21 protein-coding genes and 2 tRNA genes are annotated in these 23,443 nt (G+C 56.3%); 14 read left to right on the top strand and 9 right to left on the bottom strand.

Going from position 1 to position 23,443, the window contains the following annotated elements; translation table 11 throughout:
- Positions 1-12: 12 nt before the first annotated feature.
- Positions 13-366, top strand: a complete 354-nt coding sequence (locus tag LKE08_RS23100; RefSeq protein ID WP_324706625.1) for a YtxH domain-containing protein — start codon at positions 13-15, stop codon at positions 364-366.
- An 88-nt stretch (positions 367-454) separates the two neighbouring features.
- The gene (locus LKE08_RS23095) at positions 455-889 is read left to right on the top strand and encodes a DUF948 domain-containing protein (protein ID WP_324706624.1); all 435 of its coding nucleotides are present in this window, start codon (positions 455-457) and stop codon (positions 887-889) included.
- Positions 890-896: 7 nt separating this feature from the next.
- Here the strand turns inward: LKE08_RS23095 and LKE08_RS23090 are convergent, their stop codons facing one another.
- Together LKE08_RS23090 and argS are read right to left on the bottom strand one after the other, a co-directional pair.
- On the bottom strand, positions 897-1,040 hold the full coding sequence (locus tag LKE08_RS23090) for a hypothetical protein (protein WP_324706623.1): 144 nt from the start codon (positions 1,038-1,040) through the stop codon (positions 897-899).
- Positions 1,041-1,508: 468 nt separating this feature from the next.
- Positions 1,509-3,266: an arginine--tRNA ligase gene (argS, locus tag LKE08_RS23085; protein WP_324706622.1), complete on the bottom strand. Its 1,758-nt coding sequence runs from the start codon at positions 3,264-3,266 to the stop codon at positions 1,509-1,511.
- Positions 3,267-3,559: 293 nt separating this feature from the next.
- On the opposite strand from argS, the gene LKE08_RS23080 reads away from it, so the two are divergent.
- Entirely contained in the window at positions 3,560-4,507 is a 948-nt protein-coding gene (locus LKE08_RS23080) for a calcium/sodium antiporter (protein WP_324706621.1), read from the top strand.
- 98 nt (positions 4,508-4,605) lie between these two features.
- Here LKE08_RS23080 and rpmB read toward each other — a convergent pair whose 3' ends face one another.
- Positions 4,606-4,842 (bottom strand): 50S ribosomal protein L28, encoded by a 237-nt coding sequence (gene rpmB, locus LKE08_RS23075; protein ID WP_324706620.1) that lies wholly within the window; start codon positions 4,840-4,842, stop codon positions 4,606-4,608.
- A gap of 268 nt (positions 4,843-5,110) precedes the next feature.
- On the opposite strand from rpmB, the gene LKE08_RS23070 reads away from it, so the two are divergent.
- The 9 genes from LKE08_RS23070 to LKE08_RS23030 all read left to right on the top strand — a co-directional run bounded on the left by LKE08_RS23070 (position 5,111) and on the right by LKE08_RS23030 (position 13,896).
- A tRNA-Asp gene (locus LKE08_RS23070) sits at positions 5,111-5,185 on the top strand.
- 173 nt (positions 5,186-5,358) lie between these two features.
- Entirely contained in the window at positions 5,359-5,520 is a 162-nt protein-coding gene (locus tag LKE08_RS23065) for a hypothetical protein (protein ID WP_324706619.1), read from the top strand.
- Between the two features lie 49 nt (positions 5,521-5,569).
- Positions 5,570-6,193, top strand: coding sequence for a hypothetical protein (locus tag LKE08_RS23060; protein WP_324706630.1), 624 nt, complete (start codon positions 5,570-5,572; stop codon positions 6,191-6,193).
- 574 nt (positions 6,194-6,767) lie between these two features.
- Positions 6,768-6,843, top strand: a tRNA-Arg gene (locus tag LKE08_RS23055).
- A gap of 102 nt (positions 6,844-6,945) precedes the next feature.
- Positions 6,946-7,101: a hypothetical protein gene (locus LKE08_RS23050; protein WP_324706618.1), complete on the top strand. Its 156-nt coding sequence runs from the start codon at positions 6,946-6,948 to the stop codon at positions 7,099-7,101.
- A 66-nt stretch (positions 7,102-7,167) separates the two neighbouring features.
- Positions 7,168-8,115, top strand: a complete 948-nt coding sequence (locus LKE08_RS23045; RefSeq protein WP_324706617.1) for a GNAT family N-acetyltransferase — start codon at positions 7,168-7,170, stop codon at positions 8,113-8,115.
- 144 nt (positions 8,116-8,259) lie between these two features.
- Positions 8,260-8,829, top strand: a complete 570-nt coding sequence (locus LKE08_RS23040; RefSeq protein ID WP_324706616.1) for a PadR family transcriptional regulator — start codon at positions 8,260-8,262, stop codon at positions 8,827-8,829.
- Positions 8,830-8,937: 108 nt separating this feature from the next.
- Positions 8,938-10,488, top strand: a complete 1,551-nt coding sequence (locus LKE08_RS23035; protein ID WP_324706615.1) for an efflux RND transporter periplasmic adaptor subunit — start codon at positions 8,938-8,940, stop codon at positions 10,486-10,488.
- 153 nt (positions 10,489-10,641) lie between these two features.
- Positions 10,642-13,896 carry an efflux RND transporter permease subunit gene (locus tag LKE08_RS23030; protein WP_324706614.1) on the top strand — a complete coding sequence of 1,085 codons (3,255 nt, stop codon included), beginning with the start codon at positions 10,642-10,644 and terminating at the stop codon, positions 13,894-13,896.
- Positions 13,897-14,443: 547 nt separating this feature from the next.
- Here LKE08_RS23030 and LKE08_RS23025 read toward each other — a convergent pair.
- On the bottom strand, positions 14,444-15,073 hold the full coding sequence (locus LKE08_RS23025) for a TMEM165/GDT1 family protein (RefSeq protein ID WP_324706613.1): 630 nt from the start codon (positions 15,071-15,073) through the stop codon (positions 14,444-14,446).
- A 588-nt stretch (positions 15,074-15,661) separates the two neighbouring features.
- Here LKE08_RS23025 and malQ point away from each other — a divergent pair.
- A complete protein-coding gene (gene malQ / locus LKE08_RS23020; protein ID WP_324706612.1) occupies positions 15,662-17,170 on the top strand; it encodes a 4-alpha-glucanotransferase in 1,509 nt (502 codons plus the stop codon).
- Positions 17,171-17,241: 71 nt separating this feature from the next.
- On the opposite strand, the gene LKE08_RS23015 is transcribed toward malQ, so the two are convergent.
- Both LKE08_RS23015 and LKE08_RS23010 read right to left on the bottom strand, forming a co-directional pair.
- The gene (locus LKE08_RS23015; RefSeq protein WP_324706611.1) at positions 17,242-18,126 is read right to left on the bottom strand and encodes a RodZ domain-containing protein; all 885 of its coding nucleotides are present in this window, start codon (positions 18,124-18,126) and stop codon (positions 17,242-17,244) included.
- Entirely contained in the window at positions 18,123-18,929 is an 807-nt protein-coding gene (locus tag LKE08_RS23010; protein WP_324706610.1) for a pseudouridine synthase, read from the bottom strand. The genes LKE08_RS23015 and LKE08_RS23010 overlap by 4 nt, the downstream gene beginning before the upstream one ends.
- A gap of 457 nt (positions 18,930-19,386) precedes the next feature.
- Here LKE08_RS23010 and LKE08_RS23005 point away from each other — a divergent pair, with 457 nt between their 5' ends.
- Positions 19,387-20,064, top strand: coding sequence for a DUF2993 domain-containing protein (locus LKE08_RS23005; RefSeq protein ID WP_324706609.1), 678 nt, complete (start codon positions 19,387-19,389; stop codon positions 20,062-20,064).
- 57 nt (positions 20,065-20,121) lie between these two features.
- Here the strand turns inward: LKE08_RS23005 and LKE08_RS23000 are convergent, their stop codons facing one another.
- From LKE08_RS23000 to LKE08_RS22990, 3 genes are all read right to left on the bottom strand, one after another.
- Positions 20,122-21,015: a phosphatidate cytidylyltransferase gene (locus tag LKE08_RS23000; protein ID WP_324706608.1), complete on the bottom strand. Its 894-nt coding sequence runs from the start codon at positions 21,013-21,015 to the stop codon at positions 20,122-20,124.
- A 146-nt stretch (positions 21,016-21,161) separates the two neighbouring features.
- Entirely contained in the window at positions 21,162-21,764 is a 603-nt protein-coding gene (cbiT, locus tag LKE08_RS22995) for a precorrin-6Y C5,15-methyltransferase subunit CbiT (protein ID WP_324706607.1), read from the bottom strand.
- A 43-nt stretch (positions 21,765-21,807) separates the two neighbouring features.
- A complete protein-coding gene (locus LKE08_RS22990; RefSeq protein ID WP_324706606.1) occupies positions 21,808-23,268 on the bottom strand; it encodes an aminotransferase class I/II-fold pyridoxal phosphate-dependent enzyme in 1,461 nt (486 codons plus the stop codon).
- Between the last annotated feature and the right edge of the window lie 175 nt (positions 23,269-23,443).

Genomic DNA, 23,443 nt, shown 5'->3' with positions numbered 1-23,443 from the left:
CAATCAAAAGGTATGTCAAAAAACCGTTCTGGATTATTTGTTGGCGGCCTGCTACTCGGCTCTGCGGTGGGTACGGTAGTGGGCTTGTTGATCGCGCCCCGTTCGGGTCGAGAAACTCGCAAACTCTTGCAAAAGTCCGCCGAAGCATTGCCCGAATTGGCGGAGGATTTGTCGGCCACCGTGCAATGTCGGGCGGACCAACTCTCCGAATCGGCCGGACGCAGTTGGGACGACACCCTGTTCCGACTCAAGGAGGCGATCGCGGCCGGACTCGAAGCCAGTCAGATCGAGCGCCAGATCCGCTCCGAAGCGGACCTCCGCAATTCCGATAGACCGAAAAAGTCGGCGGGCGACCCCTCCCTCTGAACTGGGGGCGATCGCGATCGCCCGTCCCCAAAAGTCGCTATAGTCGCTATAGTGGACCCGTCCGCATTCGTCGTATTCTACCATTCCCGTGATCGACCCCATGTTTTGGCTCGGACTGTCCCTCCTATTGGTGGCCGTCAGCCTCACAGCCGTACTGATAGCAGCCCTTCCCGCCCTCCAAGCCCTTGGGAGGGCCGCCCGCAGCTTGGAAAAATTGGCCGACACCCTGTCGCGGGAATTTCCGCCGACTTTAGAAGCCATCCGCCTCACGGGGATGGAAATCAGCGACCTGACGGACGAGGTAGCCGAAGGAGTCCAGAGTGCCAACCAGGTCGTCAAACAGGTCGATCGCGGCATCGGCGGGGCCAAACAACAGGCCGAACAATTGCGGATCGGCACCGGGAGCGTTTGGACTGGCATCCGAGTTGCCTGGAAAACCTGGACTCGGAAACGGGATTCAGACCCCCCATCCTTACCCTCAGAACATCTGAAAGACCCCAAAAGAATAGGGGATAGGGAATAATGGGCGATCAGGTTGCGATCGCAACCCGATCGCAACCCGCAACCCGATCGCAACCCGCAACCCGATCGCAACCCGCAACCCGATCGCAACCCGCAACCTGATCGCAACCCGAGACGGTTGCTTCCACAGGATTGGGGGTGGAATCAATCATCGTAGGGGTAAGCCTCTGTGCTTGCCCCTCCACCCCAAACAGCAATGGACGCGATCGCAACCCGCAACCTGATCGCAACCCGAGACGGTTGCTTCCACAGGATTGGGGGGGGTTGCTTCCACAGGATTGGGGGTGATTGCTTCCACAGGATTGGGGGGGGAATCAATCATACTGGGGGCAAGCCTCTGTGCTTGCCCCTCCACCCCAAACAATAGACGCGATCGCAAAAAAAAACAGGGAACTCCAGTCAAAAGTTCCCCGCCAATGTCCAGTCAAATATCTAGTAGATACCCCGATCCAATGCCTATTCTAGTTACCTGGTTATCCCAGTTCAACAGAAGCAGTTTTGGATTCTTTAATAGTATCTTAGCCTTTCGATCGATGAAAACTCTAGGGGTTTGTGTAAAACTTGAGTTTAACTTGTGTAAAGCTTCGGTAAATTCCCGATCGCCCCATTTTCAACCCCGCCTACATCCGATCCAACACCGAGAGCCCCAACAGGGACAGTCCCAACTTCAGCGTTTCCGCCGTCAGATGGCACAAAGCCAGCCGGGAGGTGCGATCGGGTTCTTCCGCCTTCAGAACCGGGCAGCGATCGTAAAATTGGTTGAACTTTTGACTCAACTCAAATAAATACTGGCAGAGTCGGTTCGGCAATAACTCCTCCGCCACCCCGTCGATCGCTTCATTCAATTGCAAAAGATGCTTGGCGAGGACAAATTCCGTCTCATCTTTGAGGTGAATTTTCGCCTCCCCCCCCAACTGTCCGTAATCGATATTTCCCTTGCGACTGATCCCCTGGATGCGGACGTAGGCGTACAACATATAGGGTGCCGTGTTGCCCTGGAGAGACAGCATTTTGTCATAGCTGAAAATGTAGTCGCTGGTGCGATTTTGGCTCAAATCGGCGTATTTCACCGCGTCGATACCCACCACGGACGCCACGCGATCGACAAATTCCGGGGACTCGGACCGCCCCTCCTCCCGGAGTCGGGTTTCCAGGTCGTCCTTGGCCCGCTTCACCGCCTCATCCAGGAGATCCCGCAGCCGCACCGTTTCCCCCGATCGCGTCTTCAGCTTCTTCCCGTCCTCCCCCTTCACCAAACCGAAGGGGACGTGGACCACATCAATTTCCTCGGGTATCCACCCCACCCGGCGGGCCACCTGCCACACCTGGGCGAAATGGTTCGCCTGACCCGCATCCGTGACATAAATTAAACGATTGGCACCCTCTTTCTCGATCCGGTGTCGCACCGCCGCCAGGTCCGTCGTCGCGTAATTGTAGCCGCCGTTGGACTTCTGGACGATCAGCGGCAGGGGTTCCCCCTCCTTATTTGTAAACCCTTCCAAAAAGACGCATTTCGCCCCCTGGTCTTCCACCAACAGCCCCGATCGCTCCAAATCGGCCACCACGTCGGGCAGCATGGGGTTGTAAAAAGATTCTCCCCGTTCCGTCAGTTCGATGTCGAGGCGATCGTAAATGTGTTGAAATTCCCGGCGGGATTGTTCGCACAGCAACTCCCAGGCGCGGCGGCTGTCCGGGTCCCCCGACTGCAACCGCACCACCTGCTGGCGGGACGCCTGTTTAAAATCGTCATCCTCGTCGAAGCGCTTTTTGGCTTGGCGGTAAAATTCCACCAAATCCCCGAGATCCAGGGCGTCTGCCTTGGTGAGGGCCTCGGGGTATTTTTCCCGCAGATAGGTGATCAGCATCCCGAATTGGGTGCCCCAGTCGCCGACGTGGTTGAGGCGGAGGACGTCGTGTCCTTCAAATTCTAGAATTCGGGCGATGCAGTCGCCGATGATCGTCGATCGCAAATGGCCGACGTGCATTTCTTTGGCGATGTTGGGGCTCGAAAAATCGACGATCGCGCGATCGGGATGAGGCGTGGGGGGGATGCCGAGGCGTGGATCTCCCAAGTTGGCGCTGAGTCGGCTTTCGAGATATTCGGGTTTGAGGCGCAGGTTGATGAATCCGGGGCCGGCAATTTCCGGCGGTTCGCAAAGATCCCCGATGTCGAGGTGTTCTAGAATTGCAGTCGCGATCGCCCTCGGGTTGTTCTTCAAAACTTTAGTCAGGGACATGGCAACGTTGCACTGGTAGTCCCCGAATTTGGGATTGTTGGTGGGGGCGATCGCCGGATCGGTTCCCGCCACGGATTCCCCGAAGGCGGCATCTAAAGCCCGTTCAAATCGCGATCGCAGGTGTTTGAGAGTTGAAGGCATGGCAAAGGTCAACGGTGGACTGGACGACCCTTCGGCGGGCGATGAATATGGACGTTAATCGATTCTATCGCAATTGGCGATCGGTTGGCGGCTTCGGAAATCGGGCTGTTTTTTTGTCAATTTGAGGCGGGCGATCGCTTTTGGGACGGGCGAACTCGTGCAGACTCCTCGGGAACTGATCTAATATGAAAGGGTCGGGCGAACCGGGCGTTGCGATCGCGAACCCGACGAATTGACAGGAGATTCGACTTCCCAACCCGGTAAAATATCTGTTAAGTCAAGTTTAAACCAAGATGTTAGAAATACTTATTTGGGTTGCCGTTTTTGTGATCAGCCTCGCCGTTCTGATAGCCGCTTCGGATTTTTTTACAGAATCGGCTGGCAAAATCGGGCTCTTTTTGGGCTTCAGTCCGTTTATTGTCGGGGTGACAATTGTGGCGATCGGAACCTCCCTCCCGGAACTGGCATCTTCCCTCGCCGCCGTCTATCAAGGTTCGTCCGAAATTGTCGCCAGCAATGTCATCGGTTCCAACATCGCCAATATTTTTCTAATTATCGGCGTCGCCTCCGTCATCAGTAGCCCCATGAAGATTACTTACAATCTCATTCATGTGGATCTCCCCATGTTGGTGGGTTCGGCGATGCTCCTTTATTTTACCATCAGCGACGATATTTTTTCCACCGGCGAAGCCATCCTGTGCCTGCTCGGATTCGTGATTTATCTCGTCTATATCATCCGGGGAGGTCGCGTCGAGAGCGAAACCGAACTCTCCTCCAACAGCAACTCCCGCCGCTTTTTGACCCGACATATTCTGATCGTCGTTTTGGGCGCCCTGTTTATTTTTGTCGGCGCCAACTACACCGTCGAATCCATCATCAAACTTTCGGAAATATTCGGTTTGGGAACTTCGATCATCGCCGTGAGTGTGGTGGCGTTGGGAACCTCTTTGCCCGAATTGGCGGTGACGATTTCGGCGGCCAGAAAAGGCGACCCTGAAATCGCGATCGGCAATGTGGTGGGGTCGAATATTTTTAACTCGTTGATCGTCATGGGAATTCCCGGACTGATTAAAAGTTTAGACATTCCCGACGATATTTTGGTCAACGCCCTGCCGGTGATGATGGGCGCCACGCTGCTGTTTTTCTTCGTCACCCAGGACAAGCAGGTTACGCAGTGGGAGGGGTGGTTATTTTTCGTGCTTTACGCCTGGTTTGTTGGACATTTATTTGGATTACTTTAAATCGAGATTTCGGTCGGTTTTAATAATAAAAAAAAATGGCAAGCGGGAGCCGGACTCTAACGCCAGACCCCCGCGATCGCCGACTTTTCATCGAAAAATTAAAATTTGTTCAGATCGATGCCGGCTTCTTTGGCCATAGCCTGCAATCCCTTCTTCTCCAGGGTCTTGATCGCCTTGGTGGAGATCTTCAGACGCACCCAGCGCTTGCCCTGGGGCCACCAAACCCGCTTCCACTGCAAATTCGGCTGTTGCAGCTTGTGGCTGCGACGGTGGGAGTGGGATACGGCCATGCCGTTGTTCGCCCGTTTACCCGTAAGCTGACAGACACGAGACATAATTCGCTCCAGTTGATCGGTTGAAAATCCAAACTCCTATTATAGAGGATTCGGATCGCTTCGCCCCGCCGCCGTCCGAGGCGTTGTAACACAGCCCGCGATCGCGTTCTGCACGCCCAGCAAAAAATTTTTGCCCCACCCCTTGACACAGCTTGTAGTATTTGTGTAGTATAAAAATGTGGCGGACAGGAAAGAGCCAAAAGCTCCTTTCAGAAAGCCACGCAGACTGTGCCGAACCTCGACAACCGAATTATCGTACTACATTAATGGGGATGTAGCTCAGTTAGCCCAGAGCGCCTGTCTGTCGAACAGGAAGTCGCGGGTGCGAATCCCGTCATCCCCGCTCATATCAGGCGCTACGCTAGGTGAAGAACAGGAGGTCGCCAGTTCGACACTGGCTTGGGGGGCTGGCCGATGCCCTGTAGCTCAATGATAGTTTATATAGCTGTCAGCTTTCAGCTTTCAGCTCTCAGCATTCAATTCAAATTGTCTCGAAACCCATTCGGAGGAGTGACGGTGAACCGAGTTGCGATCGCACAAAATACCCTGGAAATTCTCGACTCGGATCTGTTGGGGTGCGATCGCCCGTTCTACAACCGATTCAAAATGGTTTTATTTTCGGTTCTGGATACGACTCCGGCGCAAAAAACTATCTATGTATTTCAAAACCGTTTTTAGATTTTTCAAAATTCAACGATTTAAAAAGGAGGTGATTTCCGTGACTCAGATGACGGTGACGGATGCCCTGGCGGAATTGACGCTGCTGGAAAAGCGGATCGATTCGGCGCGGGCTGCTTTGGAAGGAAACACGTTGATTACAGTGGTCGAAGTGGGGAAGACTCCCACCGGCTACAGATCCCGCGACGAGTACGGCACGAAGGCGCGGGCCGCCCTGCAAAAGGTGGATGCTCTGATCGCCCGTCGGCGCACGATCAAGCGAATTGTCGTCCTGTCCAATGCGTCAACGACGGTGACGGTGGCGGGGGAAGAAATGACCGTCGCGGAGGCGATCGAGATGAAGAATTTCATCCTGTATTACGAGGCGGTTCTCGATACCATGCAGTCGGCCTACAGCCGCGCCCGAAAGGATTTCAATGCAGCCCGGGCGCGGGTCAAAGAACGACTCGACAAACTGGCGATCGAAGTGTTGGGAAAAAACGCGACTTCGGAGAAATATCAGTCTTTGGCGGATAGTTTTCTGGCGAGGGAAGGGGTGGAATTGCTCGACCCCACAGATTTAGCCGCGGAGTGCGATCGCCGTCAAACTTTTGTGGAGGAATTCAAGTCCACCGTCGATCGCATCCTGTCCATCAGCAACGCCCGCACGATGCTGGAAATTCCCGATAATTAGGGTGTGGGGTGTGGGGTGTAGGGGAAGAAATTATTAAATCGTAGGGGCGAATGGCATTCGCCCTCGCAAAATATCTCCGACTCCCGACTCCCGACTCCCGACTCCCGCCTCTTCGTGCTGGCCGTCCGAAAATCTCTAAATTTATGGTTTAGAGATGGATCTTCTTTGGTAGGAGAAAACCATCTCTGCTTGTGGTTAAAGCTCAACGCTAAAAGCTCAAAGCTCAAACCTCACATCTCAACCCTCAGACCATCAAATCTTAACGGATAAAGGTCAAAGTTCGACAAAATCCGGGGGTTTGGTTTCGGGTTTCCATAAAACCTTGAGGTTCTCCACCCGGCTGGGCGGTCAGCACTTTCAATATTGCAAATTTAGTGTATGGCAATGAGCGCTCGTATGTTAACAAATCGAGGGAACCCCGAAAACTTCAAAACCTCGACTTAAAGGGGCTTTGAGTTTTCAAGGACTCCCGACTCCCGATTCTCGACTCCCGCCTATAACGGTAGAATTTGAGTCTTCCAAACTCCAGGTATGGGTTCGAGTCCCATAATTCGCTTCGGAATTGCCGAAAACTGCCCCCATAACTCGACGGACAGAGTGACAGCCTTCTAAGCTGAGGATTCCGGGTTCAAATCCCGGTGGGAGTGCCACCACCAGAGGCCGAAAAGTGAGGCACCGTGCTGATAACGCGGCGACAGGAGGGGCAGTACCTCCCTGGTGGATTGCATTTTTTAATGTGGAGGGATGAACCGATGTTTTTATTTCTGAAAACTCGCCAATTTTGGGCCGATCGCCCGAATTTTGATTGCCATGAGCGAGGAGGGGGCGATCCTCAAGTTCGCCAGCACGATCGCGATCGCCGCCCCGCCGGCCTGATTTTGGGGTCGGCTTATTTCGTTTATAATTGATGGCTTGAAGCTAAATTTTTCGACCTAAAGATCGGGAGAAACCTTGCAGAAAGGTTAATAAAAATTATGAGTACGTTAACCCGTCGCCCCTATCGACAATCGGCGGATTTGGAGGCGATCGCCCACTTATTTAATACCTCGTCCGCCCACGATCGCCTGGAACGATGGACTTCGGGCGATCGCGTCGCCCAGAATTTTCGCTCCCCCGATTTTGACATCAGCCGGGATGTCGCCCTGTGGGAAAATGCCGACGGAGAGGCGATCGCTTACGCCACCGTGTGGGCGACGGATGAATATTTCGAGTTTGTCGTGCACCCGGATTACAGGGATGGGGCGATCGAGGCGGATGTCTTAGCTTGGGCGGAATGCCGGATGCGGGAATTGTCAGAAAAAACGGGAAAACCCGTCCGCCTGCAAACGTCCGCGTACACCACCGAAACCCAACGGCTGGCGGTTTTGGAAGCCCACGGTTTTACCCCGGAACGGCGCTTTTTCCGCATGAAACGTTCCCTGAGCTCCCCGATACCGAAACCCCAGTTTCCGGCGGGGTTCACCTGTCGTGCGATCGCGGGAAAAACCGATGGGAAAGCCTGGGTGGAGATGTTCAACCAAAGCTTTATCGATCACTGGAACCACCACGATCTGACGGTGGAACAGTTCGAGCATGAGTTGGACAATCCCAATTACATCCCAGAACTGAATTTGATCGCTGCTGCGCCGGGCGGAACGTTCGCGGGATTTTGCTGCGGCGCGATTTTCCCGGAAGATAACCGCCACAAAAGCCAGCCAGAAGGTTGGATCAACAGTCTGGGCACTCGCCGGGGGTTCCGCCGGCGGGGTGTGGGACGGGCACTTTTGCTCGAGACGTTGCGCCGCCTGCGGGAAGCGGGGACGGACATCGCCTTGCTGGGGGTGGATGCGGAAAACCCGTCCGGTGCTTTCCGACTTTACCAGTCCGTCGGATTTGATCCGGCGTTGACGATGCGAATTGAGAGCAAATGCTTGAAATCTTAAGCGATAGAAAACGGAATGGAGGGAGCGGCGGAAAATTCTGGCATTTCCCACCTCACCCCCGAAACCCGACTTCGGGGGGGTGGGAATTCTGGACTGATAGGTTAAGATCGAGTATATTCAGAACTTAAGTATCAATTTGATATAATGCTAGAGTTATCCGCCCTGGGACTGTTGCAACGCGAACCTTTGCACGGCTACCGACTGAAGCAACGACTCGAGCTGTTTATGGGGAGTTGCATCAGCGTCAATTACGGTGCAATTTATCCGTTGCTCAAACGTCTGGAGGAGCGGGGATATATTGAAGTGATGCTGGAGGAGGCGGGAGATGCGGGTTCGAGCCGAAAAGTTTATGGCATCACGGCAGCCGGACGCAGGCGCTGGCGGCAGAAGATGCTGGAACAACCCCAAGAAAGTTGGGTGAAGGGCAGAGCTCGGTTTTTGATCAAGTTTTTCTTTTTTAGCGATTTAAATGTAGAAGAACGAATTCGATTGGTGGAACACCGCCTGAGAATTTGTCATCAACGGGACGAATATTTGAACAGTCAAGAAATTGACTATATGCCGAGCGATCCTTACCAAGCAGCGGTCTGGAAACGCGCCAAGTCCCTCCTCAACTCCGAGGTGGATTGGTTGAATCAAACCTTAGAAGATTTAAAGCAGGAAAAATCCTTGGTCATTGCTTTGCCAAAAGATTCTCTACCAAAAGATAGATAGCAAATCGCAATTTATCGCTTTAAATTTCTCAAAATAACCTCCCACAATGAATCGGTTAATTTTCGCGAATAACGTCACTTTCAAATCTCAACTTTTACCGCAATTGATATGTCTCATCCATCATCGACCGAATCATCGGCTCAAAATTCCAATCAGTCCCCAGTCGAATTAAACGACTCTCCCGAGTTGGTGTCGGACGATCGCGATCGCCAACCCGAATCGGACCTTCGCGGCAACCCCGGATGGTTGCAGGTGATTTTGGCCATTTTCCTCGCCCTGGGCGTCGGTTTTGCCGGGGGCCAGTGGTGGAAGGCGACCCAAACGGCGGTGCCCTCCCAGGAAGCCGGCCCGTCCGAGGCGCCGCGGGGCGTCCCCGTGCGATTGGCTGCGGTGGAAACGGAAAATTTCCAGGATCGCTCCGAATTCGTGGGAACCCTGGAGGCGAAGCGATCGGTGGAAGTCAAGCCGGAAGTCGGGGGGCGCGTCACCCGGATTTTTGTCGAGTCTGGGGATAGGGTAACGCGGGGACAGGCGATCGCGCGACTGAAAAGCGACGAGTTGGAGACCGAACTCCGGCAAGCCCAAGCCAACCTGGTGCGGACCCAAGCCCGAGTGGCGGAACTGCGGGCCGGCAGTCGCCCCGAAGAAATCGCCGAAGCCCAAGCCCGAGTGGTGGAAGCCCAAGCCCGACTCGCCGACGCGGAATCCGGCAGCTTCCTGGCCGAAATCAACCAGGCCCAGGCCCAAATTGACGCCAGCATCGCCGAAGCGGAACTGGCCCAAAAGCGGGTGAACCGATTTGAGGAATTGACCGAAGCCGGCGCCATTTCCCGGGACGAATTCGATACATTAGTTTCGGAACTCGAAACCGCCGAGGCCGACTTGAGGGCCGATCAACGGCGGTTAGAACAGTTACAGAAAAACCGCCAATCCGAAATCGCCCTCAGACGGGCGGAAGTGGAACAGGCCCGACAGGTACTCCGGCGCCTGGAAAACGGCACCCGCCTCGAAGAAATCGACCAGGCGGAAGCCCAGGTCGCCGAAGCCGCGGCCCGGGTTAACCAGTTGGAAGTACAGTTAGCCGAAAGTGCCGTCGAAGCCCCCTTTGACGGGGTGATCGGCGATGTGACCGTCAAAGAGGGAGACTACATCCAACAGGGCGACCCCCTCACCACCCTGACGGAAAACGATCGCCTGGAATTGCGGTTGCCGATTCCCCTGGAACGGAAATCCGACCTGGAAATGGGGCTGGCCGTGCGGATGCGCGACCCCCAAGGCAATTCCCTCGGCACGGGGCGGATCAGCTTTATTTCCCCCACCGTCAACCCGGATTCCCAGACCATTTTGGCGAAAGCCACGTTTCCGAACCCCGACGGACAGTTGCGAAACGGTCAATTCGTGCGGGCGGACGTGATTTGGGACGAAAAACCGGGCGTGGTGGTGGTTCCCATGACCGCCGTGCAGTTTTTGGGGGACGAACGGTTCGTCTTCGTGGCCGAAGGGGGAGACAATCCCACGGCCAAAAAACAGGTGATCCGTTTGGGGTTAATTCGAGGCGATCGCGCCGAAGTCCTGGAAGGGCTGCGCCCCGGCGAAAAACTGATCGTCTCCGGCATCCAAAAACTATCCGACGGAACGCCGATTCAACCCAAGAATTAGGGAGGGGAATTTTAGATTTTAGATTTTAGATTTTAGATTCCCCATTTTGGGAGAAGTGAGGAGTTAGAAGAGAGAAGTGAGAAGTTTATCTGTCCTCTATTCTCTCTTCTCTTTCCTCCCTACACCCTACACCCTACACCCTACACCCTGCCTATGTTTACCAACTTTTTTATCAGGCGTCCGGTTTTTGCGACGGTTTGTTCATTGTTAATTGTCCTGATCGGATTGGTCGGATTTACCCGGCTTCCGGTGCAGGAATATCCCAGCATCGATCCCCCGGTCGTCACCGTCCGCACCACCTACCCCGGTGCCAATGCGGAGGTAGTGGAAACGGAGGTGACGGAAATTTTGGAGGCGGAAATTAACGGGGTGGAGGGGTTGAAAACCCTGACTTCCTCCAGCCGGGAGGGGATCAGTTCCATTACCGCTCAGTTTGACGTCGATCGCGATTTGGAAGCCGCCGCCCAGGACGTGCGATCGCGGGTTTCGCGGGCGACGGACGAACTTCCCGACGACGTGGACACCCCGGTTGTTTCCAAAGAGAGTAGCGACGACGATCGGATCATGTGGATCGCCATTTACGGCGATCGCTTCTCCAACTTGGAATTGAGCAACTACGCCGATCGCTTCCTCAAAAACGCCCTGGAAACCGTCGATGGGGTGGGCAGCATCTTCATCGGGGGAGAGCGGCGCTACGCCATGAGACTGTGGCTGGACCCCGATCGCATGGCGGCTCGCAACGTCACCGCTTTGGACGTGGAAGACGCCCTGCGACGGCAAAACGTGGAAATCCCCAGCGGACGCATCGAGGGGCAAAGCACCGAATATCCCGTCCGCACCCTCGGGCGGTTGAGAGATCCCGCCGAATACGAAGATCTCGTCATCCGCCGCAACCCCGACGGGGCGTTAATTCGCCTCCGGGATGTCGGTTACGCCGAGATCGGGGCCGAAAGCGATCGCACCATCGCCCGGTTCCGGGGAACCCCCGCCGTCGCCCTGGGGGTGAGCAAACTCTCCGGCGCCAACCTGTTGGAAGTCGCCAACGGGGTGAAAGCCAGAATTAAGGAACTCTCCGAGAGCTTCCCCGAGGGGATGAATTACACCATCGCCGTGGACTATTCCGAATTCGTGCAGGTGGCGATCGATGAAGTGTGGGAAACGTTATTGTTGGCGATCGTTCTCGTCGTATTGGTGATCTTCGCCTTCCTGAAAAACTGGCGGGCTACCCTCATCCCCACCCTCACCATCCCCGTCTCTTTGATCGGCGCCTTCGGGGCGATGTTCTTCCTGGGCTTTTCCATTAACGTCCTGACGCTGTTTGCCCTCACCCTCTCCACCGGACTGGTGGTGGACGATACCATCGTCGTACTCGAAAATATCGTCCGCTACATCGACGAAAAGAAAATGCACCCCTTCCCCGCCGCCATCCACGCCATGCGGGAAGTGGTGTTCGCCGTCATCGCCACCACCGTCGTCCTGATCGCCGTCTTCGTCCCCGTCGGCTTTTCCGGCGGTTCCACCGGACAAATTTTCAACGAATTTGCCATCACCCTCGCGATCGCCGTCGTCTTCTCCTCCTTCGTCGCCCTCACCCTGGCGCCGGCGGTTTCGGCGCGACTGCTGACCCCCTCCCACGCCAGCAACAATCCCATCATGCGGCTGTTTTCTGCCCCCCTCAACGGCTTCGACTGGCTGCTGCGGCGCATCCAGGCAGCCTACGATCGCACCCTGCGGATGATGATGGCGGCTAAACCCGTGGTTTTGGTGGGATTCGTGGCGGCTTTGGGACTGACGGCTTGGCTGTTCGTCCAACTGCCCCAAGGGTTCCTCCCCACCGAAGATCGCGGCCGTATTTTTATTCCCATCAACGCGCCAGAAGGGGTGAGTATCGAGTATACGAATAATGTCGTGCAACAGGTCGAGGAGGTGCTGGCTGACGTCCCCGAAATGGAAGCCTATTTCACCATCACCGGTTTCGGGCGGGGGGCCTCCCAGGCGAACCGGGGTTTCGCCTTTACCCGCCTCAAATCCTGGTCGGAACGCACCGAACCCGGCCAGTCCCAGCAGGAGATCGTCAAACGGCTGTTCGGCCAGTTTTCCCGCATTACCGACGCGATGATCTTCCCCATCAACCCCAGTTCCCTCCCCGGAAGTGGGCGGGGCCAGCCGGTGCAGTTCGTCCTCCAGGGCACGGATATCGGCGAGTTGGCCGCCGTGTCGGACGAGTTGGCGAAGGAGGCGCAAAATCTGCCCCAATTGGTGAACGTGGACACCGATTTGAAGCTGAATAAACCGGAGTTGGTGCTGGAAGTGGAGCGATCGCAGGCTGGAAATTTGGGGGTTTCGGTGCAGCAAATCGCCCGCACCCTGCAAATCATGCTGGGGGGGCGGGATATCACCAATTTCAACGAGGGCAACCAGCGTTACGATGTTATCGTCCGGGCTCAGAAAGAATATCGCGCCAGTCCGGAGGATATTGAGGAACTCTACGTCCGCGCCGAGTCGGGGGAGATGGTGCCCATCAGCAGCGTGGTTTCGGTGCGCGACTCCACTCTTCCCCCGCAAATTAACCACTTTAACCGCTTCCGTTCCGCGACATTAGAAGGCAGTCCCGCCGCCGGGTACAGTCTGGGCGAGGCGTTGGAGGCGATGCAGAATTTGGCCGATCGCGTCATCCCCGAGACGATGCGGACGGCCCTGGCTGGGGAGTCCCTGGAGTTCAGCGAGGCGGGACAGGCGACGGTCTACATTTTCGGTCTGGCGTTGGCGTTTATTTTCCTGACGCTGGCGGCGCAGTTCGAGAGTTTTATCGATCCGATCGTGATTTTGTTGGCGGTTCCTTTGTCGCTTTTGGGGGCGTTCGGGGCGCTGTGGATGGCGCAGTTGGAGTTGAATATTTACAGTCGCATCGGCCTGATCATGCTGATCGGACTTTCGACGAAAAACTCGATTTTGATCGTGGAATTTGCCAACCAATTGCGCTCTCAGGGGCGATCGATTCAACAGGCGGCGATCGAGGCCGGACGGGTGCGATTTCGCCCGATTTTGATGACCGCTTTTTCGACCATTTTCGGCGTGATGCCGCTGGCTTTCGCCACGGGTGCGGGGGCGGCGAGTCGCGTCTCCATCGGGATGTCGGTGATGGGGGGAATGTTGGTTTCGACGCTGCTGAGTTTGTATGTGGTGCCGGTATTTTATGCGATCGCCACCAATTTGCAATCTCGGCTGACGGGCAAATCCAAGCACCTGCCGGGGGAATTGGGGGAATCGATCTACTATGCCGAGGCGAATGGAAATGGCAATGGTAATGGCAACGGCAACGGCAACGGTTATCACCCTGAGAACAATTCCCACCCGCCGGATGGGGAGGGGGTGAAAAAAGGCGATCGGCAAAATTTGAAGAATTGATGTCGGTATCGGTTTTGATGGGGAAAGCCCACTTTTTCAACCCATTTCCCAATCCATCTGTGGGGGCAAGCCTCTGCGCTTGCCCTAGGTGAATGATAGGGTTTGGCAATTCATTAATCGGACAACCCATTTACTCATCAACCGGGCAACCAGAGACGGTTGCCCCCACAGTGATTGACTTTGAGGATTGACTTTGAGGAAAAAATTGAAGTTGCCCGTCAGGAGGGAGCGACAGAGCTCGATCTCAGTCAAATGGGACTGACAGAATTACCCGATGCGATCGCATCCCTGACCGAGTTGCAATTGAGACATTGGGGAGAAAAGAAACCGGGTTTCTATAAGAGTTCCTATTTCTCAACCTGATTGTCCGCAAGAAACCCGGTTTCTAGCTGCGGTGAGATTGAACGAGAGTGAAACCCCCGCTGACGACGGATTGACGGAGTGGCATCCGGCATTTTTATCGTTGGGAAAAACCGGCGAGTGGAAGCATCTTTAATACTGATCGCGATCGCGTCCCGGAAACGTGCGATCGCTATTTTATCCCCCCCTAAACCGCCGCAGTTCCCACGCCATCAACCCAGGCGACGAGGCTGAAAACCAAGAACAAACAACCGCCGATCGCGGTGATGGTGCGTTCGGAGATGTGTCCGGCGATCAGCCGCCCCCCCAAAACGGCGATCGCGGCACAGATGGCGTGTCCCAAAGTCGCCCCGACGACGACTCCGACGGGGTGGTAAGCGGCGGCGAGGGCGATGGTGGCGATTTGGGTGCGATCGCCCCACTCGGCGATAAAGGTGAGGGAAAAGGCTTCGGTGAGGATTCCCAAATTGCCCTTGCGTTTCGGAAAATTCGACCCCTCCACCGCCTCGATCGCTTCTTTTTCTTCCCCGGAATTCGCCTTATTTTGGGGCATCTGGCTGGCTTCGTAGAGCAATTTGATGCCGAACAGGGCGAACAGGGCAATTTCCGCCCAGTGCAGGTAAATGGGCGGCAGGAATGAGACGACCTGCCCCATCGCCACCGATAAAACCGTCATGGTTGCCAGGGCTGCGACCACCCCCGCGAACACCAGTTTTCGGGAATGTCGCAGGGACAAAATGACGGCGATAAAAAAGGTTTTGTCTCCGAGTTCGGAAAGGGTGATCAGTAGGAGTCCGGCGGTGAAAGCGGTTAGCATGGTGCGATCGAGTCAGTCCGTTCGAGTCTGTCAATTTTACGGGCAGACGGGATAAAAAGTTCGCCATCTGAACTTCGGAAACGATCGATATCGCGATCGCCCGGGAACTTTTTAAACGGCCCGATTGGTTTCTCTCTTCACTTCTAGACTATCACGCGATCGCCGATTTGATGCGGGAAATTTGCGATCGGATCGACCCTTTCATAAATCATTCATTTTGTTTTCATTTATCTTTAATTTTCTGAAATTCGGCATCGTCTGTCTGTGTCCCGCCATACAAAACAGTTGCGATCGCCAAAATTAAATTTCTAACTTTGGTCAGATTGGGCTCTCCCCGTTTTTTGCTAAACTCGCCCCCAGTCCAGAGAAGAGAGGCCAAAATACCGACTTCTCAATCCTCATCCCATCCCCGACTCCGAATTTGGCAATTTTCCGTCAGGCGACAGCCATTCGGGTAAGATGTTTGCAGATGGGATCGGACCGATCTGGCACGATCGCCAGTCGGTTTGGAGGTACTGCTGGGCGATCGATGTCCGGATGGCGATCCACCCTTTGACCCGTTGAACTACTCATATCTCTAGGTTTGTTATGTCATTTCAACCAAGATCTAGCGGGATTTTGTTGCACCCCACTTCCCTTCCCAGTCGATACGGGATCGGAGACTTGGGGCCGAATGCCTATCAGTTTGTCGATTTTCTCAACGAGAGCAACCAACAACTCTGGCAAATTTTACCGCTGGGTCCGACCGGGTTCGGAAATTCCCCCTACCTCTCCTACTCGGCTTTCGCCGGAAACCCTCTCCTCATCAGTCCCGATATGTTGGCGGAGGCGGGGTTGCTGACCGAAGAAGATCTGGCCGAAGTCCCACCCCTGCCCACCGATATGGTCGATTTCGACCGGGTGCGGGAGGTGAAGACCCCCCTATTTAAGAAAGCGTTCCAGAACTTTCGGGAAAATGGGTCGCCGGAACTCGAACACGAATTTCACGAATTTTGCCACCAAAAGAGCTACTGGCTGGAAGATTACGCCTTTTTCATGTCTCTCAAGGACGCCCAGGGGGACGCGAGTTGGCACACTTGGGACGACGGCATTTCCCGGCGCAAGCCAGAGGCCGTGAGCAAATGGAAGGAGAAGCTCGGAGAGGATATTTATTATCACAAATATCTCCAATTCACGTTCAACCGCCAGTGGGCGAATTTGAAGCGCTACGCCAACGAACAGGGGATTCGGATTTTCGGAGATCTGGCGATTTATGTAGCCCACGACAGCGCCGACGTCTGGGCGCACCCGGAAATTTTCTGTCTGGACGGGGAAACCGGGGAAGCCGCGCTGATGGCGGGGGTGCCGCCGGATTACTTCAGCGAAACCGGCCAACTGTGGGGAAATCCGGTCTACAACTGGGAGCGCCTCCAGCAAAATGGGTTCGAGTGGTGGGTGCAGCGGATTCAGGCGATGTTGGATTACGTCGATTTGATCCGCATCGACCACTTCCGGGGTTTGGAGTCCTTCTGGGCGGTTTCCCAGGGGGAGACGACGGCGATGAATGGCCAGTGGGTCAGCGCCCCCGGAGAGGGCTTGTTTCACGCGATCGAGGAGCGGTTGGGGCGGCTGCCGATTATCGCCGAAGATCTGGGGATCATCACCCCGGAGGTGGAGGCTCTGCGGGATAAATTCGAGTTGCCGGGGATGAAGGTGCTGCATTTCGCCTTCGACTCGGGGCCGGAGAACCCCTATCTGCCCTACAACTACACCTCGCCCAACTGGGTGGTGTATACGGGGACCCACGACAACGATACGACCGTGGGCTGGTTCAACCGGCGGACGGTGAAGGAACAGGCGCGGGTGACTCGGTATTTGGGGGCCGTCCTCGACTACGGCATCCACTGGGACATGATCCGGCTGGCCCTGTCTTCCGTGGCGAATCAGGCGGTTTTTCCCCTGCAGGACGTGTTGGGACTCGGGAGCGAAGCCAAGATGAACAAACCCAGCACGGCGGAAGGGAACTGGGCCTGGCGGTGCGAACCGGGGATGCTGACGGACGAACTCCGCGATCGCCTCAAGTTCTGGACCGACACCTACGGGCGATCGCCGCGATAATGTCCGATCTCAATCGGGTGTAAGGTGTGGGGCGATCGGGGGATTTTCCCGGATCGCCCCCCCTTCGCCGGTTAGGAACTCGGAGTGTCGTCGGTTCCTTGGGTATTCCCCACCTTGAAAACCGCCTCTTCCACCATTCCGGGTTCTCCGAGGCGTTTGGCTTCGCCGTCGTTGACGGTGACGAGGACGCCCCCGGCATTTCCGGCGACCACCACGACTTCATTCTTCGCTTTCCAACTTTTCTGGGTGCCGCCGGATAAAATCCCCTGAAATTCGGTCTTGCCGTCCACTTCGACCAGAACCCAGGACTCGTCCTTGACCGTGATTCCGACTTCCACATCCCGGATGACGGGTTTCGGGTCCGGAGTCGCACTCGGGGAGGGGGAAGCGTTTTCCACCTTCACCGTGGCCGGTTGGGAAGTTGAGGGAGGCGCGGAATTTCGCGCCATTTCCACCGATTCGCCGCCCGGTTCGGCTTCGGTGACGGCTTCTTCAGGAGAAGTCCGGATCAAATAGGATAAACCGTTGATGGCACAAATAACGAGCAGAATATAAGTCAGATACAGGTGGCTCGGCCGCAGTTGGGGAGCGCGGAGCCATTTCAAGGACGTTTGGAGCGATCGCCCCGTCGGTTCCGGCAAAAAGAAATTCGCCAATTCTTCCCCGTCTAATCCGAGGGCGTCGGCGTACCGCCGGATCAGCCCCCGGGTGTAAACGGGTTCGGGAAGGCGATCCATCCGGCCTTCTTCGAGGGCCCGCAGCAAGTGGGAGCGAATGCGAGTATAGGTCGCCACCATATCCAACGAGAGGGAATGGTCGATGCGGGTCTGACGCAACTGCTCTCCAATATCCGATAACCGCTGCACCTGTTCGGTATCAAATCGAGTTTGCTGTTGCCCGGGACTCTGAGAATTCGTGTTCAATTTAAACATTGGGGGCCTGAGAGTCAGTTTCATATGCCGTCCTCCTCAAGATCGACTGCCAAATTTCCAGATACACTCACCGTTTCGAGATCGACTCGATGTTTGAGGAAACGCACTTCAGAGGTTTCGAGGGGCCGGTAGTGACCGCGAGGTAATTCCAATTGTCCAGTCGGGTTCAGGTGAATCGGTCCGATCGCCGTGCGGTGCAGTTGAACCACGGGATATCCCAGGGATTCTGCCACTCGGCGGATTTGCCGATTTCTACCTTCACATAAAATCACTTCCAATACAGTTTGTGAACTCCGGCGCTTCCCCAAGCGCCGAACTTTCGCCGGTAATGTCTTTTTTCCGGAGAGCAAAATCCCTTGCCGCCACCGCTCCAAAGCCGATTCGGGGGGGCTACCTTGGACGACGACCCGATAGGTTTTGGGGACGTGATAGCGGGGATGGGTGAGCCGGAATGTCAGTTCGCCGTCATTCGTGAGCAACAATGCCCCGCTGGAATTGCTGTCCAACCGGCCGACCGGATGAATGCCCCGGCCCCCCCGCCAGTGGGGGGGCAACAGATCCAAAACCGTCCGCCGTCCCTGCGGATCGGCACAGGTGGAAACGACACCCAGAGGTTTGTTTAAAAGCAGGTAAATCGGTTGAGTCTGTTGGGATGGTTGCACCGGCCGTCCGTCAATTTCGACGCGATCGCGAGTCGGATCGATCTTTTGACCCAAATGCGCCGTGCTGCCATTCACCCTCACCCGTCCTTCGACGATCATCCCCTCCGCATGACGGCGGGAGGCGATACCCCAGCGAGCTATGATTTTTTGTAGCCTTTCATCCATAGGTGTGCAGGATGTCGGAAATTTGAACCGATCAGTTATGTCATGGCCGAAACCCGGCGTTGACGGCCGGGGTGGCGGGCAGCCAGAGGTAAACGACTCGCCCTGTCGTGAACAGGTTTTCAGACAATTTGGACTGAGCCGAGCTAAATTGTTGCACAAATCCACCAACTCTGTACAAATCTTACACCGACCCGTAATTTTTCCTACGTCTCAGGAGAGATGCTGCGATTCTCGATTCGGTGCTTCTGCCGGGGTGAGTGTTTGACTCTTGCTTCTGTTCTATCACATCCGGTGGCTCCCAACCCTTGTTGACCCGCCACGATTCCGAATTCGGCCGCGGCCACATGGCATTTTCTTGATAGACGGCGAGGGAAGAGGTTACAATCCACGGACATTCAATGGGCCTCCCCATCGGGGGGGGTCAACATCAGCAATGGTAGGTTGGGGAGTGAAAAAAGTGAAAGCGACTGAAGCGCAACAAAAGAAACTGATCGGAACCGTCCTGTCCGCGGCGGTGCAATTCTACCTGCGATCGCAGGCGGAGCGGGTCGAATCTCTGAAAATTCACATCGGCGGGAACAACCGATCGCTCTTGAGCGGCCGAATTCCCGATGTCTCGGTCTCGGCGCGAGGGGTAATTTATCGAGGCCTGCACCTGAGTCAAATCGCCCTCAACGCTTCCCGCATCCGCATCAACTTGGGCCAAGTCCTGCAGGGCAAACCCCTACAACTCCTCGAACCCATCCCCGTCGAGTGCGACCTGCAACTCTACGCCGGGGACCTCGATGCCTCGGCCCGATCCCCCCTCCTCGCCGATGCCCTCACCCAACTGCTCCGATCCCACTTTCTCCTACCGGCGGGGAACCTGGAAAACCTGCAATTGACATTGGGAGCAAACCGCCTCAAACTGACGGCCGATTTAACCGGCGTCCCCCTCACCTTGACGACCCAATTACAACTGGCCAGTCCCACCCAACTCCGATTGGCCGAACCTCGCCTTCAGATGCCCCACCTTGTCCCCGAAACCCATCGGTCGGACATGACCCTCGATCTCGGTTCCGACGTGGACATTCAGGATCTCGGCGTCAGTGCCGAACAACTCACCCTGCGGGGAATTATTTGGGTTAAACCGTAGTTGGGGAAAGTGAAAAGTGAAATTTTCCCGACTCCCGATTCCCGACTCCCGATTCCCTCATTTCGCCAGCCAAGGCAAAATTAGGGTCACGAAATAATAGACCAGGGGGGCGGTGAAAACGTAGCTGTCGGCGCGATCGAGGATGCCGCCGTGGCCGGGGATCAGTTGGCCGGAGTCCTTGACCCCCGCATCCCGTTTCATCATCGATTCGGTGAGATCGCCCAAGAGGCTGGCGATGCCAATGATGGAGCCGAGGGCGACCCCCGTCCAGGGAAATCCGGGCCAGCGGAGGAACCAGGCCCCGGCGATCGCGACCCCGATGCTGCCCAACACGCCGAACACCGCCCCTTCCACCGTCTTTTTGGGGCTGATGTCGGAGAGGCGGGTGCGGCCGAAAAATTTGCCGACGATGTAGGCGCCGATGTCGGCGGCCCAGATGCAGCCGAAGGCGAGGAGGGTGACGGTCAGTCCTTGGGTGAGGGGGTAGGACAGATGCCAGGATACCGGCCAGTCACCTTGCAGGGAGAGCGGATCGGCGATCGCGGTGGTGCCCGGGGGGGGAAAGGCGTCGAAACCCACCCGCAGTCTGATCCAATAGCTGGGCAAATAGCCGCCGTAGAACAGTCCCAAAATCGAGGCGGCAATATCGGCGATGGTGGAGAGTTTGGGTTGGAACAGCAGGTAAAAACAGATCAGGGTTCCCGCTAAGGCGAACATGGCGTCCACCAGGGGGGGAGCCAGGGCGGCGGTGATCAACAACGCCTGACTGACGGCGAGGGTGGTTTTCCCGGCGGGTTCGATGCCCTTCGCCCGCACCAATTGAAAGTATTCGAGTTGGCCGAGGTAGACGATGACCCCAAAACCGAGCGTGAAGTACCATCCCCCCAGCGTCAGCATCACTAACGCCAGGGCGATCGCCACAATTCCACTGATGACACGAGACCAAGGCATAATTAAGAAGCATTCCCAGTGCGAACCCGCCGGGTCGGACGGCCGAGCCGTTCCAACCCCACAGTTTATCAGTATGACCGTTAATGAAAGGTTAAAAGGTTAAATATTGCAATGAAGGTTGGCGGTCCGGGGGCATCGCACCCGGGCTAGTCCATTTTCTCGCCGCTGAGGATGAACATCGGGTCGATCGCCGCAAAACTCCCGGACCCGCCCCGGCCCTCCAAACGGTTGATGGAGGACTGGACGACTTCCACGTTCCGCACCTGCAACTCGGCAAACCCCTCCGAAATCAAATACAAACTCTCCAAACTCGAAGCGGTGGCGACAATTCGCCCCCCGGATTCCAGGTATTTCCAAGCCGTCGCCAGGATATCCTTGATCGCCCGCCCCCCCTCCAAACAGACCCGGTGGGGGCGGTGGGGCAGGTCGTGCAGGCACTCGGGGGCACTCCCCTCGATCACGTCAACATTGGTCACGCCGAAGCGATCGCAGTTGTTGCGGATCAAATGGGCGACCTCCTCATCCCGCTCCACGGCGACGATCCGGCCCTGGGGACACAGCAGCCCCGTTTCCACCGGAATCGTCCCCGTCCCGGCGCCGATATCCCAAACCACCGAATCCGGCCGCAAGCGCAAATACGAAATCAACAGCAACCGCACCTCGCGCTTACTCATGGGAATTCCCGGTAGGCGCTCGAACAGTTCGTCGGGGATGCCGGGGGTGATGTAGGGCCAGAGTGAGGAAGACATAGATTCGGTGTGGGTTGAGTTGAAGGTTTGCAGATTGTGGGATCTAGACGACCACCCGCAGGGTTTCCAGACTCGGGTCGCCGCATCCGACGATTTGCCCCCCCAAAGCGCGGACCTGTCTGAGGAATGCGATCGCCTCCTCGGAAATCACCTCTCCGGGCCACAGGACCGGAATTCCGGGAGGATAGGGACAGATGCACTCCGCACCGATCCGGCCGCGGCACTCCCCGATCGGGAGTTGGGCGGTTTCGGCGAAATACGCATCTCTGGGAGACAGGGCCGGGACGGACGCCGGGGGAGTGGGAAGAACGGTGCGGGGAAATCGGCAAGAATCCCGCTCCAATTCCTCCGCCCGCCGGATCAGACCCGCGAACCCCTCCGCCATGTCGTCGATGTCCTGCTGTGTGTTGGCCGGACTCACGATAAAAGTCAAATTCTGAAAATCCGGCAACTCGGCCGTCACCCGAAACTGCCGGTGCAGAATTTCATCCGCTTCGTAGCCGCTCAGACCCAAACCCGCGACATCGACGGTCAACCGGGTGCGATCGCGGGCCAGACACCCCGGACGGGATTCGGCATCGTAAACCCGCAAAAGGGGCAGTTGATGCAGTCGATTTCTTGCTCTCCCTGCCAATTTTAGCGCCTGGTCGATGCGTTTTTTCCCTTGAGTCGCCATTTGGTGGCGGGCCGCGTCCAGGGAGGCGAGGAGGAGGTAGCTGGGACTGGTGGACTGGAGCATTTCCAGGGCGCGATCGAGGCGGGAAATATCGATGCGATCGCCCTTAATATGCAGCATGGAGGCCTGATTCATCGCCCCCAACACCTTGTGGGTGGATTGTACCGTCAGGTCGGCCCCCGCAGCCAGGGCGGAAATGGGTAAGTCGGGGTGAAAGCCGAAGTGGCCGCCGTGGGCTTCATCGACGAGGAGGGGGATATGATGAGTGTGGACGATCGCGGCAATTTTTTCCAAATCCCCGCAAATCCCCCGGTAGGTGGGGTGCACGGCCAGCACCGCTTTGATGTCCGGGTGTCGTCGCAACGTGGATGCGATCGCCTCCGGGGTGAGACTCAGGGGGATATTCCAATCGGGGTCAATTTCGGGATTGACGAAAACTGCGATCGCCCCGGACATCACCAGCCCGGAAATAACGGAACGGTGGACGGTTCGCGGGACTAAAATTTTCTCGCCCGGATTGCACGTCGCCAGGATAGCGGCCACAATTCCCACCGTAGAGCCGTTGATTAAAAAGCGGGTGCGATCGCTCCCGAACGCCTCCGCCGCCAGTTCTTGGGCCTCCAGAATCACCCCGAACGGCGCGAACAGATTATCCAATTCCGGCAATTCCGGCACATCCGCCCGAAACACCTGCGACCCCAAAACCGCCGCCAGGGGTTCGGGAATGCCTTGCCCCCGCCGATGTCCGGGGGTGTAGAAGGCAGCGTGGGGGCGATCGGCTACGTCTTTGAGGGCTTTTAGTAAAGGGATTTGATTTTGATCGAGCATGAGATTAATGGGGACAGAAGTTGGAATGCGGCACTCGCCCTCACCCCCAGCCCCTCTCCCAATTCTGGGAGAGGGGAGTCAATCCGGTTCCCCCCTTACTCCCCCCTTACTCCCCCCTTACTCCCCCCTTTCTCCCCCCTTTCTCCCCCCTTTCAAAGGGGGGCTGGGGGGGATG

The organism is Lyngbya sp. CCY1209 (genome assembly GCF_035615495.1).
GTDB lineage: Bacteria > Cyanobacteriota > Cyanobacteriia > Cyanobacteriales > Microcoleaceae > Limnospira.
This window is presented reverse-complemented; position numbering and strand designations above follow the sequence as displayed.